Source organism: Azospirillum sp. CT11-132 (genome assembly GCF_047302835.1).
Lineage (GTDB): Bacteria > Pseudomonadota > Alphaproteobacteria > Azospirillales > Azospirillaceae > Azospirillum.
On sequence record NZ_JBGLZA010000003.1, the window covers coordinates 1,265,943 to 1,282,552 of the forward strand.

Genomic DNA, 16,610 nt, shown 5'->3' on the forward strand with positions numbered 1-16,610 from the left:
CGTCCCGCGCGGGACAAAGCCGTGCCATTCGCCGGCCCCCGCTTCAAATCCGCGGCCCCTCGTGCTACATCCTCGCGCGCTATGCTGCACATCAATGACCTGACCTTCCGCTTCGGCGGCCGAGTGTTGTTCGACCACGCGACGGCGGTGGTGTCCAAAGGGCACCGCGTGGCGCTGGTCGGGCGCAACGGCACCGGGAAATCGACCCTGCTGAAGCTGATCTCGGGCCAGCTGCAGACGGATGCCGGCGCCGTCACCCTGCCGGCCGGCATGCGGATGGGCATGGTGGCGCAGGAGGCCCCCAGCGGCCCGACCTTGCTGATCGACGCCGTGCTGGCCGCCGACACCGAACGCACCGCCCTGCTGGCGGAGGCTGAAACGGCGACCGACCCGATGCGCATCGGCGAAATCCATGCCCGGCTCGCCGACATCGAGGCGCATTCCGCCCCGTCGCGCGCCGCGCAGGTGCTGTCCGGACTGGGCTTCGACGCCGAGGCTCAACAGCGGCCCTGCTCCGACTTCTCCGGCGGCTGGCGGATGCGCGTGGCGCTGGCCGGCGTGCTGTTCTCCCGCCCCGACCTGCTGCTGCTGGACGAGCCGACCAACCACCTCGACCTCGAAGCGACCATCTGGCTAGAGGGCTATCTGAAGAACTACCCGCACACCATCCTGCTGGTCAGCCATGACCGCGAGCTGCTGAATGCGGTGCCGACCACGACGATCCACATCGACCAGGGCAAGCTCGTCACCTACAGCGGCAATTACGACCAGTTCCTGGCTCAGCGCCGCGCCAACCAGGAGCGCATCGCCTCCATGGCCGCCAAGCAGGAGGCGCGGCGCAAGCACATGATGTCCTATGTCGACCGCTTCCGCTTCAAGGCCAGCAAGGCCCGTCAGGCGCAGAGCCGCCTGAAGCTGCTGGAGAAGATGGAGTCGATCACGCTGATGGAGGACGATCCCGAGGTCGTCTTCAACTTCCCGCCGCCCGACGAGCTGGCGCCGCCGCTGATCGCGCTGGAGGGGGTGAGCATCGGCTATGGCGACAAGGTGATCCTGCGACGGGTCAACCTGCGCATCGACATGGAGGACCGCATCGGCCTCTTGGGCGCCAACGGCAACGGCAAGTCGACGCTGGTCAAGCTGCTGGCCAACCGGCTGCAGCCGATGGCCGGCGAGATGCGGCGGTCGTCCAAGCTGCGCATCGGCTATTTCGCCCAGCATCAGGCCGAGGAACTGGACCTGTCGCTGACGCCGATCCAGCAGACCCAGCGCATCATGCCGCTGGCGCTGGAGGAGAAGGTGCGCGCCCATCTGGGCCGCTTCGGCTTCCCCCAGGCGAAGGCGGAGACCAAGATCGCCAATCTGTCGGGCGGCGAGAAGGCCCGGCTTCTGCTGGCGCTGATGAGCCGGGAAGTCCCGCACATCCTGATGCTGGACGAACCGACCAACCATCTGGACATCGACAGCCGCGAAGCGCTGATCGAGGCGATCAACGACTTCCCCGGCGCCGTCATCATCATCAGCCACGACCCGCACCTGATCGAGATGACGGTGGACCGGCTGCTGCTGGTCGCCGACGGCACGGTGCAGGCCTATGACGGCGACCTGGACGACTACCGCCGCTATCTGCTCGACCGCGCCAAGGCGGAGCGGGCGGTGGCGAAGGGTGGTGTCGAGCGCGACGCCGGACCGAACAAGAAGGACCAGCGCCGCGCCGCCGCCGAGGCGCGCACGGCGCTCGCGCCCTTGAAACGCAAGGCCACCGACGCCGAGGCGCTGGTGACCAAGCTGAGCGAGGAGAAGCGCAAGATCGAGGCGAAAATGGCCGACCCCGCACTCTACAGCGGCCCGTCGGACAAGCTGACCAAGCTGCAGATCGACCTGGGCACGGTGGAGAAGAAGCTGGCGACCGCGGAAGAAACCTGGCTGGAGGCGCTCGAACTCTACGAGAGCGCCGCGGCGGAGGCCGGCGTTTGAACGCCGATCACCACATCGACCACCCGCTCGCCGATGAGGTCGGCGAGGCGCAGAGCGACGGCGCCATCGCCCTGCCCGCCCTGTGCGGAACGGCGGAGGAGGAGCGCACGTCGGACGTGCTGGCCCGCTTCCGCGCCAACCTGCCGGCCGGGCGGGTCACGCTGGGCGACCTGATCCGGGCGCTGGGCGACCGCTCGCTCGGCACCATCCTGCTGGCGCTGTCGCTGCCCACCATCGCGCCGGTGCCGCTGGGCGTGTCCTGCCTGTTCGACCTGCCCATCGTGCTCTACACCGCCCAGCTCGCCTTCGGCCGGCGCGGGGCGGGGCTGCCGGACTGGCTGCTGCGCCGCTCCATCGGCACCGGGCTGGCGGCGCGCACGCTGGATGCCGCCATGCCGCGTCTGACGGGGATCGAGCGGATGCTGAAGCCGCGGCTCCACCGCCTCGCCCGCATCGATCAGGAGCGCTGGTTCGGGCTTCTGCTGTTCATCCTGACGCTGACCTGCATCGTGCCGCTGCCGCTGACCGGCTGGCTGCCGGGCTTCGCGCTGGTGCTGATCTCGCTGGGGCTGATCGAGCGCGACGGCGGCGCCATCGGCATTGGGCTGGGGCTGACCGTGGCGGCGCTGGTGTTTTTGACGCTGGTGGCGAGCGGGCTGTCATACGCAGGTCACCAACTTCTGGCAGCAACTCCGCTGTAGGGCAGCCGCCGGGCTGTCCCGATTGAGGGAGGCTCAGAGATGACCCAGACGGCGCCCGCGTCGCTTTCCGAATCCTGGCTGTTCTTCCGCCGCTGGCTGGCCGATCCCTGGGCGATGGGGTCGGTCGCCCCGTCCTCACCGGCGCTGCGCCGCCGGATCACCCGCGAGATCCGCTGTGAGCCGGGCGAAGCGGTGGTGGAGTTCGGCGGCGGCACCGGCCCGATCACCGCCGCGATCCTGGAGTCCGGCATCCCCGCCGACCGGCTCTACAGCTTCGAGATCGACCGCGACCTCGCCCGCCATCTGCGCGCCCGCTGCCCCGCCGTCACCGTCATCGCCGACGATTGCCGCAAGGCACCGGAGTTGCTGGGCAAGGCGCTGTGCGGCAAGGTCGGCACGGTGGTGATCGGCATCCCGATGATCACCTTCCCGCTGGAGTTCCAGCGCGAGGTGCTGGACGCCACCTTCCGCATCCTGCGGCCGGGCGGACGCTTCCTGCTCTACAGCTTCATGCCGCATTCGCCGCTGAACCGCGGGGCGCTGGGGCTGAAGGGGGAGCGGTTGGGCTTCACGCTGCGGAACCTGCCGCCGGCATCGGTGTGGGGGTACTGGCGCGACCGGGCGTGATAGAGTGCTCCACCAGGCATTCCAACCTTTGCGAGAAGTCCAATGAAATTCGGCTACACCATTCTCTACGTTCCCGATGTCGCCGCATCGCTGGCCTTCTTCGAAAAGGCTTTCGGGCTGAACCGCCGCTTCCTCGCCGAAACGGGCGACTATGGCGAGTTGGACACCGGCACCACCACCCTGTCCTTCGCCAGCCAGGAACTGGCAATCTCGCATCACTCCGCCGGCTATGTCTTCGCCAGCGGCAGCGACAAGCCGTTGGGCGTCGAGATCGCCCTGGTCACCGACGATGTGGAAGCGGCACACGCCACCGCACTGACCGCCGGCGCCACCGAACTGGCACCGCCGAAGGCCATGCCGTGGGGGCAGACCGTCTCCTTCATCCGATGCCCCGACGGCACCCTCGTGGAGCTGTGCACGCCGGTTGGAGGCTGACGGCACTGAAAGCGACCGCGGTTGCCCCATCCCAACCGCCCCGCTTATGCTTCGCCCCCTCCACGTCCACCATCGTGAGCGCGCCGGTGCTGTCCTTTATTCTGTCGAAGCTGCTGTGGGGCGTCTTCGCGCCCGGCAATGCGCTGGTGCTGGCGGTGGCGCTGGGGGTGGTGCTGTTGCGGACGCGGCGCTGGCAGCGCGCGGGGCGGCGGCTGGTGACGCTGGCGGCGGTGCTGCTCCTGCTGGTCATGTATACCGGGCTGGGCGCGCTGGTCGCCCTGCCGCTGGAGAACCGCTTCCCGCGGGTGGAGCCGGAGGGGTGGATCGACGGCATCATCATGCTGGGTGGCGCGGTCAACCCGCCGATCACCGCCGACCGCGGCGATCCCTCCGTCAATGAGGCGGCGGAGCGGGTGCTGGGATTCGCCGACCTCGTCCGCCGCCATCCGGAGGCCAAGGCCGTCTTCACCGGTGGGTCCGGCCGGCTGCTGGGGCAGGAGTACAAGGAGGACGTCACCGCCCGTGCCGCTCTAGCCCAGGCCGGCATCCCCGCCGACCGCGTGATCTATGAGGCGGACTCCCGCAACACCTGGGAGAACGCGGTCTTCAGCAAGGAGATGGTCAAGCCGGCGCCGGGGGAGCGCTGGATCCTCGTCACGTCGGCCATGCACATGCCGCGGTCGGTCGGCATCTTCCGGCAGATCGGGTGGGAGGTGATCCCCTACCCCGTCGATTACCGCACCCGCCACGATGCCAAGCCGTACCTGCGGTTCGAGTTCGGACAGAATCTGGTGATCCTCGACGACGCGGTGCGGGAATGGATCGGGCTGACCGCCTATTGGCTGATGGGCCGCACCGATAGCCTGTTCCCCGGCCCCTGAGGGTCCTGCCCGCGTGCGGGCTGTGTCATCGTGTTTCTGCCGCGTTCGAGGCATTGGCGCGGCGATGCCACTCCGCTAGAGTGCCGCCGCCCCGGTGGTGGGGCCGGGTCGGGAAAGAAGGAAATTGGCGGATGCGTCGCTGGCGCGGGGTGAGCAGGGTCTTCGTGCTGGTCGGCGTGGCAGCGCTCGCCGCCTGTGCGCAGAAGCCCGCCGGCACCGGCTCGGGCCTTCCGACCAGCGGCGTCTACAAGGTGGGCAAGCCCTATCAGATCAACGGCGTCTGGTACTATCCCAAGGAAGATTACAGCTACGACGAGACCGGCATCGCCTCGTGGTACGGTCCCGGCTTCCATGAGAAGAATACCGCCAACGGCGAGATCTACGATCAGAACGAGCTGACAGCCGCGCACAAGACGCTGCCGATGCCCAGTCTGGTGCGGGTGACCAATCTGGACAATGGCCGGGCCATCGTGGTGCGCGTCAACGACCGCGGCCCCTATGCCAACGGCCGCATCATCGACATGTCTCGCCGCGGCGCCCAGCTGCTGGGCTTCGACGGTCCCGGCACCGCCAAGGTGCGCGTGCAGATCCTGGCGGAGGAAAGCCGCGCCATCGCCGCCGCCGCGCGCCAGGGCACGCCCGCCCCGATGCTGGCCGAACTCGACGGTCCGCCGCCGAAGGCCGCCCCGCGCGGCCGGATCGAGGTGACGGGACCGGCCGGACCGGTGACGACGCTGGCGGCCGCCCGCCCGGCGGTGGTCGGCGCCCCAATTCCCCCGCCCGCCACCGTCGCCGGCAGCATGTCGGAAGGACGCTTCGTGCCGGCCCCGGTGGTGGCGCAATTGCCGGTGAGGGCGCACGAGGCCATCTATGTGCAGGTCGGCGCGTTCGGCAGCGAGGAAAATGTCGCGAAGGCTCGTGCCCGGCTGTCCGCCATCGGCCAGCGCGCCAGCGTCAGCCAGACGCGGTCGGCCGGCATGACCCTGCACCGCGTCCGCGTCGGCCCGCTGGACACTGTGGACCGTGCCGACAGCCTGCTGAACCAGATCATCCAGGCCGGCCTTACGGAGGCCAAAATCGTGGTGGATTGATCCGTCCACCCGACCTCATTCCCGGCTGCTCTTCCGGAGCGCCAATGACCCAATGCCTGTACCGAGTGCCCTTGGAGGATTGTTGCCATGAACGCTGTTGTCGTCCGCCTGTGCGCCGTTTTCGGCCGTTCCGTCGCCGTTGCGGCCGGAATTGCGATGGCCGGGGCCACGATTGGCGCCGGCTTCACCACTGTCTCGGTCCAGGCCGCGACCATCGACACCATCGCCAAGCAGGCGATCCTGGTCGATCTGACCTCGGACACCGTACTGTTCGAGAAGAATGCCGACGAGCGCATGGCCCCCTCGTCGATGAGCAAGATCATGACCGCCTACATGGTCTTCGAGGCGATCAAGGCCGGCCGCCTGACGCTGGAGAGCACACTGCCGGTGAGCGAGCGGGCCTGGCGGATGCAGGGCTCCAAGATGTTCGTGGAGCTTCACAACAACATCAAGGTCGACGACCTGCTGAAGGGCATGATCGTCCAGTCCGGCAACGACGCCTGCATCGTGCTGGCCGAAGGGCTGGCCGGGTCGGAAGGGGCGTTCGCCGAACAGGCGAACAAGAGGGCGCGCGAGCTGGGGCTGAAGAACAGCAACTTCGTCAACGCCACCGGCTGGCCCGACCCGAACCACTATATGACCGCCCGCGATCTGGCGCTCCTCTCCGAACGCCTGATCAAGGATTTCCCGGAGTTCTACAAGTACGATTCGATCCGGGAGTTCAAGTATCACGGCATTACCCAGGGCAACCGCAACCCGCTGCTCTACCGCAACATGAATGTGGACGGGCTGAAGACCGGCCACACCGATGCCGGCGGCTATGGCCTGACCGCGTCGGGCGAGCGCGAGGGGCGCCGGTTGCTGCTGGTGGTCAACGGCCTGCCCAGCATGCAGGCGCGCGCCGACGAATCGGCCCGGCTGATCGAGTGGGGCTTCCGTGAGTTCGCCTCCTACACCCTCTACAAGGGCGGCGAGACGATCGAGCAGGTGCCGGTCTGGCTGGGTGAGCAGGATATGGTGCCGGTCACCGTGCCGCAGAACCTGAGCGTGACCATGGCCCGCGCCGACCGCCCCGGCATGAAGGTGTCGCTGGTCAGCAGCGCGCCGGTTGCCGCCCCGATCAAGAAGGGCGACACTGTCGGCAAGCTGGTCATCTCCGCCCCCGGCTTCCCGGGCAAGGAGGTGCCGGTGGTCGCGGCGCAGGACGTGCCGAAGGCCGGCTTCGTCGGCCGCGCCTTCGCCGCCGCCAAATATCTCGTCTTCGGCAACAGCCTGTAATCGTGACGACCATGCCGACCTCCTTCACCGCCTCCGCCAACCGTGGCCGCTTCATCACGCTGGAAGGCGGCGAAGGAGCCGGCAAGTCGACACAGCTGCGCCGTCTGGCCGACGGTCTGCGCGCCCGCGGCATCGACGTCGTGACGACGCGCGAGCCGGGCGGATCGCCGGGAGCGGAGGAAATTCGCGGCCTGCTGGTGACCGGCGAGACCGGCCGCTGGAGCCCGATGACGGAGGCGCTGCTGCACACCGCCGCCCGCCGCGACCATCTGGAACGGACGGTATGGCCGGCGCTGGAGGCCGGGCGGTGGGTGCTGTGCGACCGCTTCTTCGACAGCACCATGGCCTATCAGGGCTATGGGCTGGGGCTGGGGCGCGAATTGGTGGAGACCCTACAGCGGGCGGCATTGGGCGAGTTCCGCCCCGACCTGACGCTGATCCTGGACATCGGCGTCGAGACGGGTCTGCGCCGCGCCGCGTCGCGCCATGGCGGCGAGGACCGCTATGAGCGGATGGACATCGGCTTTCACCAGCGGCTGCGCGACGGCTTCCTCGACATCGCCCGGCGGGAGCCGGAGCGCTGCGCTGTCGTGGATGCCGACGCCGACCTGGACGGGGTGCAGGCCCGCGTCTGGGATGCCGTCGCCGGCCGGCTGGAGCTGCAATCGTGAGCAAGGCGCGCACATCCACCCCTGCCGCCGCACCGGCTGCGGAGGAGGCGCTCGCCCCCCGGCGCAACCCGGACCTCGTCGGGCACGAGGAGGCGGAACGGCTGCTGCTGGAGGCCTGGAATTCCGGCCGGCTGCCGCATGCCTGGCTGATCGGCGGCACGCCGGGGATCGGCAAGGCGACGTTGGCCTTCCGCTTCGCCCGCTTCGTCCTGGCGCAAGACCCGCCGGGCGACAGCCTGTTCGGCAATAGTCTATTGGGCGGAGCCGCGCCGGTCACCTCGCTGCACATCGGCCCCGACCATCCGGTGTTCCGCCGGGTGGCGTCGGGCGGCCATGCCGATCTGCTGACCATCGAACGCCAGCGCGACGAGAAGAAGGGCCGGTTGAAGCGCGACATTGCGGTGGACGACGTGCGCAAGATCGGTCCGTTCCTGCGCCGCACCTCGGCGGAAGGCGGCTGGCGCGTCGCGGTGATCGACGGCGCCGACCGCATGAACCTGAGCGGCCTGAACGCCATCCTGAAAATCCTGGAAGAGCCGCCGCCCGGCGCCCTGCTGCTGCTGGTCAGCGACAATCCCGGCGGCATGCTGCCGACCATCCGCTCGCGCTGCCGCAAGCTGACGCTGAAGCCGCTGGATGAGGAGACGGTGATCGACCTGCTGGGGCAGCATCGGCCGGACATCGCCGCCGACGACCGCCCGGCGCTGGCCCGACTGTCGGAGGGCAGCGTCGGCCGCGCCATCGATCTGGCAGATGCCGGTGGATTGGCGCTGTACCGCGAGATGGTCGGGCTGCTGTCCGACCTGCCGCGTATCGACATTGTCGCCGCTCACGCCTTCGGCGACAAGCTGACCCGCAAACAGGACGACGGGATGTTCGAGACGGCGACGGAGTTGCTGGTCTGGTGGCTGGCCCGCTTCGCCCGGTCGCTCGCCCGCGGGTCCTGGCCAGCGGAGGTGGTGCCGGGCGAGGCCGCCCTGATGACCCGGCTGGCCAATGCTCGCGGTCTTGAACGTTGGGTGGAGGTGTGGGAAAAGGTTCAGCGTCTTTTCGCGCGCGCGGAATCCGCAAACCTGGACCGCAAGCAGGTGGTCCTGAACGCACTGGCAGCGCTGGAAACGGCCGCCGCCTAGCGTTGTTTCTTGAACCTGCCGGTTGAACCTGACTTGAAAGAAAGTGCCGCAAATGGCCGGGCCGAAGACCTTCTATCTGACGACGCCGATCTATTACGTGAACGACGTGCCGCACATCGGCCACGCCTACACGACGCTTGCCTGCGACGTCCTCGCCCGGTTCATGCGCCTCGACGGCTATGACGTGAAGTTCCTGACCGGCACCGACGAGCATGGCCAGAAGGTGGAGAAGTCGGCGGAGAAGGCCGGCATCGCGCCGCAGGAGTTCACCGACCGGGTGTCGCAGAACTTCCGCGATCTCGTGTCGCTGATGAACTATTCCAACGACGACTTCATCCGCACCACCGAGCCGCGCCACGTCAAGTCGGTGCAGGCGCTGTGGACGGTGCTGAAGGATCGCGGCGAGATCTATCTGGGGTCCTACGCCGGCTGGTATTCGGTTCGCGACGAGGCCTTCTATGGCGAAGACGAGCTGACCACCAACGCCGACGGCAAGAAGATCGCCCCGACCGGCGCCGAATGCGAATGGGTGGAGGAGCCGTCTTACTTCTTCAAGCTCTCGGCCTGGCAGGACCGGCTGATCGAGTTCTATGAACAGAACCCGGATTTCATCGCGCCGGCCGGCAAGCGCAACGAGGTGATGTCCTTCGTCAAGTCGGGCCTGAAGGACCTGTCGGTCAGCCGCACCACCTTCAAGTGGGGCATCCCGGTGCCGGGCGATGATGCCCACATCATGTATGTCTGGCTCGACGCGCTGGCGAACTACATCACCGCCGTCGGCTATCCCGACACCACTGGCGAGTATGCCAAATACTGGCCGGCCGACCTGCACATGGTCGGCAAGGACATCCTGCGCTTCCACGCCGTCTATTGGCCGGCCTTCCTGATGGCCGCCGGCCTGCAGCCGCCCCGCCGTGTCTTCGCCCATGGCTGGTGGACGATCGAAGGCCAGAAGATGTCGAAGTCTCTCGGCAACGTCATCGCGCCGGAAACGCTGGTCAACACCTACGGCCTCGACCAGACCCGCTATTTCCTGCTGCGCGAGGTGCCGTTCGGCAATGACGGCGACTTCTCGCACAAGCAGATGGTCAACCGGATCAACGGCAACCTCGCCAACGATTACGGCAATCTGGTGCAGCGCGTCCTGTCGATGATCGGCAAGAACTGCGGCGCCACCGTGCCGACGCCGGGCGCGTTCACCGAGGCTGACAACACGCTGCTCGGCTCCGCCTATGGCATGCTGGACATCGTCCGGGCGGAGTTCAAGGCGCAGGCCTTCCACAAGGCGCTGGACGCCATCTGGGCCGTGGTCGGCGACGCCAACCGTTATGTCGACGAACAGGCTCCGTGGGCGCTGAAGAAGACCGACCCGGCCCGCATGGCGACCGTGCTCTATGTGCTGGCCGAGACGATCCGCCATCTGGCGATCCTGACCCAGCCGGTGATGCCGGACGCCTCCGCCAAGATCCTGGACCTGCTGGCTCTGGGTCCGGACGCGCGCGGCTTCGGCACGCTGGGTCCGTCGGGAGCGCTGGCCGCCGGCACGCCGCTGCCCACGCCGCAGGGCGTCTTCCCGCGTTACGTCGAAGAACCGAAGGCCTGAGTTCCCTGATGCTCGTCGACAGCCATTGCCATCTCGACTTTCCCGATTTCGCCGAAGAGCTGGATGCGGTCGTCGACCGCGCCCGGCAGGCCGGCATCGGGCGGATGGTCACCATCTGCACCTACATCAGCCGGTTCGACCGCATCCTGGCGGTGGCGGAGCGCTATGACGACATCCTCTGCTCGGTGGGGGTCCATCCCCATCAGGCGCAGGAGGAGTTCGCCATCACCACGACCGAAACGTTGGTGGAGCTGTCGCGCCATCCCAAGGTGATCGGGCTCGGCGAAACCGGGCTCGATTATTTCTACGACAAGAGCCCGCGCGACCAGCAGCAGGAGTGCTTCCGCCGGCACATCCGCGCCAGCCTGGAGACCGGCCTGCCGCTGATCATCCACACCCGCGACGCCGACGACGACACCATGCGCATCGTCAAGGAGGAAGCGGCCGGCCAGCCGGTGAAGGGGCTGCTGCATTGCTTCAGCTCCGGCCGGGCGCTGGCGGAAGAGGCGGTGGAGTACGGCTTCAGCCTGTCGCTGTCCGGGATCGTCACCTTCAAGAAGTCGGAAGACCTGCGCGCCATCGTGAAGGACGTGCCGCTCGACCGCATCCTGGTGGAGACGGATGCGCCTTACCTCGCGCCGATCCCCTTCCGCGGCAAGCGCAACGAGCCGGCTTACGTCGCCCACACCGCGGCCTGCGTGGCGGAGGTGAAGGGCGTGTCGGCGGAGGAGCTGGCGCGGGTCACCACCGACAATTTCTTCCGCCTGTTCGATAAGGCGTCCAAAGTTAAGGCGGCTGCATGACAGTGGACGGCGCATCAACCGGTGCGATGCGCGTGACCGTCCTTGGCTGTGGCGGGTCGCGCGGCGTGCCGGTGATCGCCGGCATACCCGGCGGCCAGTGGGGCCGCTGCGATCCCGCCAACCCGAAGAACCGCCGCATGCGCCCATCGGTGCTGGTGGAGAGCGGCGAGGTGTCGGTGCTGGTCGACACCTCGCCCGACCTGCGGCAGCAGCTGCTGGACAGCGGCTGTGCGCGGCTGGATGCCGTGCTGTGGACGCACCAGCATGCCGACCATTGCCACGGCATCGACGAGCTGCGCGAAATTTGCCGGCACATGCATGCGCCGATCGACGCCTATGGCTGGGACGAGCATCTGCGCGACATCGAGATCCGCTTCCCCTACTGCTTCGATCCGCTGCCGGAGGGCTATCCCTTCTACCGGCCGGTGCTGAACACGCATCGGATTGCCGGGCCCTTCAGCGTGAAGGGGCTGGAGGTGACGCCGTTCGAGCAGGACCACGGCTATATGCGGACGGTCGGCTACCGGTTCGGGCGCTTCGCATATTCGACCGACGTGGTGCGGCTGGACGACCATGCGTTCGAGGCGCTGGCGGGGGTGGACATCTGGATGGTGGATTGCGGCCGGATCGAGCCTCCCCATCCCGTGCACGCCCATCTGGCGCTGACGCTGGAGTGGATCGAGCGGGTGAAGCCGCGGCGGGCCTATTTGACCCACATGGACAACAGCATGGACTACGACAGCCTGCTGCGGATCCTGCCGCCGGGGGTCGAGCCGGCTTACGATGGGCTGGTGATCGAGGTTTAGGAGTCGGCTTCGATGCCCCCACCTAACCTCCCCCGCTTCGCAGGGGAGGGACTGCCGCCACTCTCCCGCATCAGCACCTGTCCCCTCCCCCGCCCAGCGGGGGAGGGTTAGGGTGGGGGCAATACTTCCCCTTACTTCTTCTTCTCAAGCGGCGGGGCCGCGTAGACGAAGCGGTCGAAGCTGTATTCGGCGACGCGGAACCACAGATACTCTTCCTCGCGGAACTTCTTCCACGCCTCGTAGATCTTGCGGAACTTCTCGTTCTTCGCCGCCTCTTCCTCATACACTTCGATGGAGGCCTGATAGCAGGCCTGCATCACCTCGTTCGGGAAGGGACGCAGCTGGGTGCCGGCGGCGACCAGACGCTTCAGCGCGGTCATGTTCTGGACGTCGTACTTGCCCAGCATGTCGAGCGTGGCGTCGGAGCAGGCGGCCTGCAGCGCCGCCTTGTAGGCCGGCGGCAACGACTCGAACTTGTCCTTGCCGAACAGCATGGACACCTGCGGCCCGCCTTCCCACCAGCCGGGATAGTAGTAGTACTTGGCAACCTTGTTGAAGCCGAGCTTCTCGTCGTCATAGGGGCCGACGAACTCGGCGCCGTCGATGGTGCCCTTTTCCAGCGCCGGGTAGATGTCGCCGCCGCCGATCTGCTGCGGCACGACGCCCAGCTTCGCCATGATGGTGCCGGCATAGCCGCCGATGCGGAACTTCAGGCCCTTCAGGTCCTCGACCGACTTGATTTCCTTGCGGAACCAGCCGCCCATCTGCGTGCCGGTGTTGCCGGCGCCGATGGCGACCAGATTGTGGCCGGCGAAGAACTCCGCCATCAGCTCCTTGCCGCCGCCGTGGGTCATCCAGGCGTTCTGCTGGCGGGCGTTCAGGCCGAACGGCATCGCCGCGTCGAAGGCGAAGGTCGGATCCTTGCCGACGTAGTAATAGGAGACGGTGTGGCCGCACTCGATCGTGCCGTCCTTGACCGCGTCCAGAACCTGCAGAGCCGGAACGATCTCGCCAGCCGCGAAGACGCGGATCTGGAACTTGCCGTCCGTCAGTTCGGCCACGCGCTTCGCCACGAACTCCGCACCGCCATAGATGGTGTCGAGGCTCTTCGGGAAGCTGGAGGCGCAGCGCCACTTGATCTCGGGCGTGGACTGGGCGATGGCGGGGGCGGCAAGCGTGCTGGCGGCGACGCCCACACCGGCGGAGGTCAGAAATGCACGACGTTTCATGCAGAAGCTCCCTTGTTCATTCTCTGTTATGCGTTCTTATTGCCGGACCGGCGGACACCCTGCCAAGGCGTGTCGGTCCGCACCCGGGCATGGCAGGACCCTCACGGGACCGGGCGATGCCGGATGAGCAGGGAAAGCGGGAATGAATGGGATGCACGCTCGACCGACCCGGATGGCGCACCCTCGGGACCCATGGAACCGGTGGGCACCGGCGCGTTGCGCCATCCGCCCGGTTCCATGGCGTGCCGACGTTGGTGTGCGTTTCCTCCCGTCCATCCGGGCTTGCCGCCGGCCTTCCGGCCGATCCGCCCCAACTTTCTTTTGCCAATCGGATTATGCAGGAAGCAAACGGTCGGGATCAAGCGCGATCGGGAATTGAAGCCTGTATTTCAGAGGTTTAACGCTGCGACGCGAAGCCGCGGGTTTCATTCAATCATAGGCCCGCTGGTGTTCCGCATCCATTCGACGCTAAACGTCTCGACTCCGGCGGCGGCACCCCCATCTTTTGCAATGCGTGCCCCGGGAACCCGGCCGGGCTGGAATGTTGAAGAGGGCGGAACAGGCACTTGCGGGTTGAACGGCCATGAAAGACGCGGCCATGAAGAAGGCGACTGCGGCGGAGAGCGGGAACGAGACGGACGCACGCGACCTGCGGCTGGACTTCTTCCGCGGTCTGGCCCTGTGGTTCATTTTCGTGAATCACATCCCGGCCAATCAGATCTCGTGGGCCACGCCGCGCAATTTCGGACTGAGCGACGCCACCGAGATCTTCGTCTTCATCTCCGGCTACACCGCCGCGCTGGTCTATGGCCGGACGCTGGACCGGCAGGGAATGCCGATGGCGGCGGCGCAGGTGCTGCACCGCTGCTGGACGCTGTACGCCACCTATATCATCCTGTTCTTCGCCTACACCGCGCAGATCGCCTACACCGCCCGCGCCTTCGACAGTCCGCTGTTCGTGGAGGAGATGGGCATCGCAGGCTATTTCCAGGATCCCGTCACCGCCCTGACCCAGGCCATCCTGCTGAAATTCCGACCGGCCAACCTGGACGTGCTGCCACTCTACATCGTGCTTCTGCTGGGCTTTCCGCTGCTGCTGCCGGCTCTGCGCCGCCGGCCGCTGGGGGTGCTGGCGGGGTCCGGCGCGCTGTATCTGGCGGCGAGGCAATGGGGGTGGAACCTGCCGACCTATCCCGACGGCGGCGTCTGGTACTTCAACCCCTTCACCTGGCAGTTCCTGTTCGTGCTGGGCGCGTCACTGCAGTTCCAACCGGACCTGCGGGCCGTGCTGACCCGCTTCCGCCGGCCGGTGGGCGTCGCGGCGGCGGTGATCCTGCTGGCCAGCCTGTTCCTGACCTTGTCCTGGAAATTCGCCCCGCTGCACGCGCTGATCCCGGTGTGGCTGACGGAGATCCTCTATCCCATCAGCAAGACCGACCTCGCCCCGCTGCGCCTGCTGCATTTCTTCGCGTTGGCCTATCTGGTGCTGTGGCTGGTGCCGGCGGGGGCGTCCTGGCTGCGTGGATCCCTGGCCGCCCCGGTGCTCGCCTGCGGGAAGCAGTCGCTGCACGTGTTCTGCCTGGGCGTGCTGCTGTCCTTCGCCGGGCAGACCGTGCTTGTGCATGTCAGCGGCTCGCTTTCCGCCCAGTTCCTTGTTACCGTGGTCGGCATCGCCGCGATGGTGCTGATGGCGCGCTTCATGAACTGGTACCAGTCGGCGGAGCGGGCACGGCGCCATCGGGTTGCTGCCACCACGAAAATGGGCACATGACGGGTTCATGGGGCAAGGACGGCGAGGGCGGAAGCGACAGATGCTGACGGTCACGGCAATCCTGCTGGCGGCCGCGCTGTTCGCTTCGCCGGATCGCATCCTTGCCGGCCAACCGGCGGCCCCATCCGTCGATTCCGCCTGTGTCGTGCCGGAATCCGTGCTTGCCCCCGGCAGCGGATTGCCGCGGGTTTCGGCGCAGCTCGCCGCCGGGCGCCCGCTGTCGGTGCTGGTCGTTCATTCCGCCAAATCGGCACCCAAGCCCGGCATCGTCAGCTATCCCGCCCGGCTGGAAAACGAACTGAAGCGCCGCCTGCCCGGCCGCGAGGTCAGCACCGCCGTGCTGAGCCTGCCCGGCGAGGCAGCGCCCGCCATGGTCGGCCCGCTGACCCAGGCGGTGGAGGACCAGCGGCCCGCGCTGGTCGTCTGGCAGACCGGCACGGTCGACGCCATGCGCAGCCTGGACCTGGAGAGTTTCGGTTCGGCCCTTCAGTCGGGCATCGCCGAGGTTCAGCGCCGCGGCGCCGACATCGTCATCATGGACATGCAGTACAGCATGCACACGGCGCAGCTGATCGACTTCGCGCCCTACGTGTCCTACATGTCCTGGCTGGCCCAGAGTTCGGACGTCTTCCACTTTCCCCGCTACGACATCATGCGCTACTGGGTGGAGGATGGCCGCGTCGATTTCACCGACGAATCGGACGGGGGGAAACAGCGTGCTTATGATTTCGTTCACCAATGCATCGGACAATTGCTGGCGCAAAGCGTCGCGACGATGATCGACCCCCTGTCGATCGGCCGGCGCACCGGAGCGAGCAATTGAGCCCTGTTCTGCCGTCCGCCATCCGAATCCTGTCGCTGATCGCTGCCCTCGCCGTTTCCGTCCCGGCCTTCACCGCGGAATCTGCGGCGTCCGCAAGCTGCCAGCTGCCGCGCGGCGCCTCGGCCCTGTCGGTGCCATTGCCGCAACTGTCACAACGCATCGCGGCCGGCGCGCCGATCCGGATCGTCGCCATCGGTTCCTCCTCCACCGCCGGAGCGGGGGCGAGTTCGCAGAACAAAGCCTATCCGGCCCGGCTCGACCATTACCTGAGCGAGCGGTTCCGCAATGCCGACATCGCGGTGCTGAACCGCGGAATCAACGGCGAGACCGACGACCAGACCGAAAAGCGGATCGAGGCCGATGCGCTGAGCGCCAAGCCCGATCTGGTGATCTGGCAGGTCGGCGCCAACACGGTGTTGCGCGACGGAGACCAAGGATTGAGCGAACGGTCCATCCGCCAAGGCGTGGCGCGGCTGCGCGCCGCCGGGGTCGATGTGGTGCTGATGGACCTGCAATACGCCCCGAAGATGCTGGAAAAGACCGGGGTCGCCCCAATGCTGTCCCGCATCGCCGGGATCGCCACCGACCAGCATATCGGCCTGTTCCACCGCTTCGACGTCATGCGGACGCTGGTGGAGAGCCGCGGGATGACCATGGCCGACCTGATCGGACCCGACGGCGTCCACCAGAACGACGTCGGATACGACTGCGTCGCCCGCATACTGGCGGCCGGCATCGAGGACGCCGTGAACGTCCACAACAGCGGGCTTCAGCGGTAACA

The 16,610-nt window shown here is 67.3% G+C and carries 16 protein-coding genes; 15 read left to right on the forward strand and 1 reads right to left on the reverse strand.

Going from position 1 to position 16,610, the window contains the following annotated elements:
- Window positions 1–81: 81 nt before the first annotated feature.
- From ACCD06_RS11705 to ACCD06_RS11760, 12 genes are all read left to right on the forward strand, one after another.
- Window positions 82–1,977, forward strand: coding sequence for an ABC-F family ATP-binding cassette domain-containing protein (locus ACCD06_RS11705; RefSeq protein ID WP_109074356.1), 1,896 nt, complete (start codon window positions 82–84; stop codon window positions 1,975–1,977).
- On the forward strand, window positions 1,974–2,678 hold the full coding sequence (locus tag ACCD06_RS11710; RefSeq protein ID WP_413340799.1) for an exopolysaccharide biosynthesis protein: 705 nt from the start codon (window positions 1,974–1,976) through the stop codon (window positions 2,676–2,678). The genes ACCD06_RS11705 and ACCD06_RS11710 overlap by 4 nt, the downstream gene beginning before the upstream one ends.
- Window positions 2,679–2,717: 39 nt before the next feature.
- Window positions 2,718–3,305, forward strand: coding sequence for a class I SAM-dependent methyltransferase (locus tag ACCD06_RS11715; protein ID WP_413340801.1), 588 nt, complete (start codon window positions 2,718–2,720; stop codon window positions 3,303–3,305).
- 42 nt (window positions 3,306–3,347) lie between these two features.
- Window positions 3,348–3,740: a VOC family protein gene (locus ACCD06_RS11720; protein ID WP_413340803.1), complete on the forward strand. Its 393-nt coding sequence runs from the start codon at window positions 3,348–3,350 to the stop codon at window positions 3,738–3,740.
- Window positions 3,741–3,826: 86 nt separating this feature from the next.
- Window positions 3,827–4,621 (forward strand): YdcF family protein, encoded by a 795-nt coding sequence (locus ACCD06_RS11725; protein WP_413340805.1) that lies wholly within the window; start codon window positions 3,827–3,829, stop codon window positions 4,619–4,621.
- 131 nt (window positions 4,622–4,752) lie between these two features.
- Window positions 4,753–5,712: a septal ring lytic transglycosylase RlpA family protein gene (locus tag ACCD06_RS11730; RefSeq protein ID WP_413340807.1), complete on the forward strand. Its 960-nt coding sequence runs from the start codon at window positions 4,753–4,755 to the stop codon at window positions 5,710–5,712.
- A gap of 87 nt (window positions 5,713–5,799) precedes the next feature.
- Window positions 5,800–6,990 (forward strand): D-alanyl-D-alanine carboxypeptidase family protein, encoded by a 1,191-nt coding sequence (locus tag ACCD06_RS11735; RefSeq protein ID WP_413340809.1) that lies wholly within the window; start codon window positions 5,800–5,802, stop codon window positions 6,988–6,990.
- 11 nt (window positions 6,991–7,001) lie between these two features.
- Window positions 7,002–7,661: a dTMP kinase gene (tmk, locus tag ACCD06_RS11740; protein WP_413342488.1), complete on the forward strand. Its 660-nt coding sequence runs from the start codon at window positions 7,002–7,004 to the stop codon at window positions 7,659–7,661.
- The gene (locus ACCD06_RS11745) at window positions 7,658–8,794 is read left to right on the forward strand and encodes a DNA polymerase III subunit delta' (RefSeq protein ID WP_413340811.1); all 1,137 of its coding nucleotides are present in this window, start codon (window positions 7,658–7,660) and stop codon (window positions 8,792–8,794) included. The genes tmk and ACCD06_RS11745 overlap by 4 nt, the downstream gene beginning before the upstream one ends.
- A 52-nt stretch (window positions 8,795–8,846) precedes the next feature.
- Window positions 8,847–10,397: a methionine--tRNA ligase gene (gene metG / locus ACCD06_RS11750; RefSeq protein WP_413340813.1), complete on the forward strand. Its 1,551-nt coding sequence runs from the start codon at window positions 8,847–8,849 to the stop codon at window positions 10,395–10,397.
- Between the two features lie 8 nt (window positions 10,398–10,405).
- Window positions 10,406–11,200: a TatD family hydrolase gene (locus ACCD06_RS11755; protein WP_413340815.1), complete on the forward strand. Its 795-nt coding sequence runs from the start codon at window positions 10,406–10,408 to the stop codon at window positions 11,198–11,200.
- Window positions 11,201–11,226: 26 nt separating this feature from the next.
- On the forward strand, window positions 11,227–12,006 hold the full coding sequence (locus ACCD06_RS11760) for an MBL fold metallo-hydrolase (RefSeq protein ID WP_413342490.1): 780 nt from the start codon (window positions 11,227–11,229) through the stop codon (window positions 12,004–12,006).
- Between the two features lie 131 nt (window positions 12,007–12,137).
- Here the strand turns inward: ACCD06_RS11760 and ACCD06_RS11765 are convergent, their stop codons facing one another.
- Window positions 12,138–13,235: a TRAP transporter substrate-binding protein gene (locus ACCD06_RS11765; protein ID WP_109073772.1), complete on the reverse strand. Its 1,098-nt coding sequence runs from the start codon at window positions 13,233–13,235 to the stop codon at window positions 12,138–12,140.
- 598 nt (window positions 13,236–13,833) lie between these two features.
- Between ACCD06_RS11765 and ACCD06_RS11770 the strand changes: the two genes are divergently transcribed.
- Genes ACCD06_RS11770 through ACCD06_RS11780 form a run of 3 tightly spaced genes read left to right on the forward strand, consistent with a single transcriptional unit; the run spans window position 13,834 to window position 16,608 of the window.
- Complete coding sequence (locus tag ACCD06_RS11770) at window positions 13,834–15,006, forward strand: OpgC family protein (protein WP_413340818.1); 1,173 nt, start codon at window positions 13,834–13,836, stop codon at window positions 15,004–15,006.
- A gap of 40 nt (window positions 15,007–15,046) precedes the next feature.
- A complete protein-coding gene (locus ACCD06_RS11775) occupies window positions 15,047–15,829 on the forward strand; it encodes a hypothetical protein (RefSeq protein WP_413340820.1) in 783 nt (260 codons plus the stop codon).
- Entirely contained in the window at window positions 15,826–16,608 is a 783-nt protein-coding gene (locus ACCD06_RS11780) for an SGNH/GDSL hydrolase family protein (protein ID WP_413340822.1), read from the forward strand. The genes ACCD06_RS11775 and ACCD06_RS11780 overlap by 4 nt, the downstream gene beginning before the upstream one ends.
- Window positions 16,609–16,610: the final 2 nt, after the last annotated feature.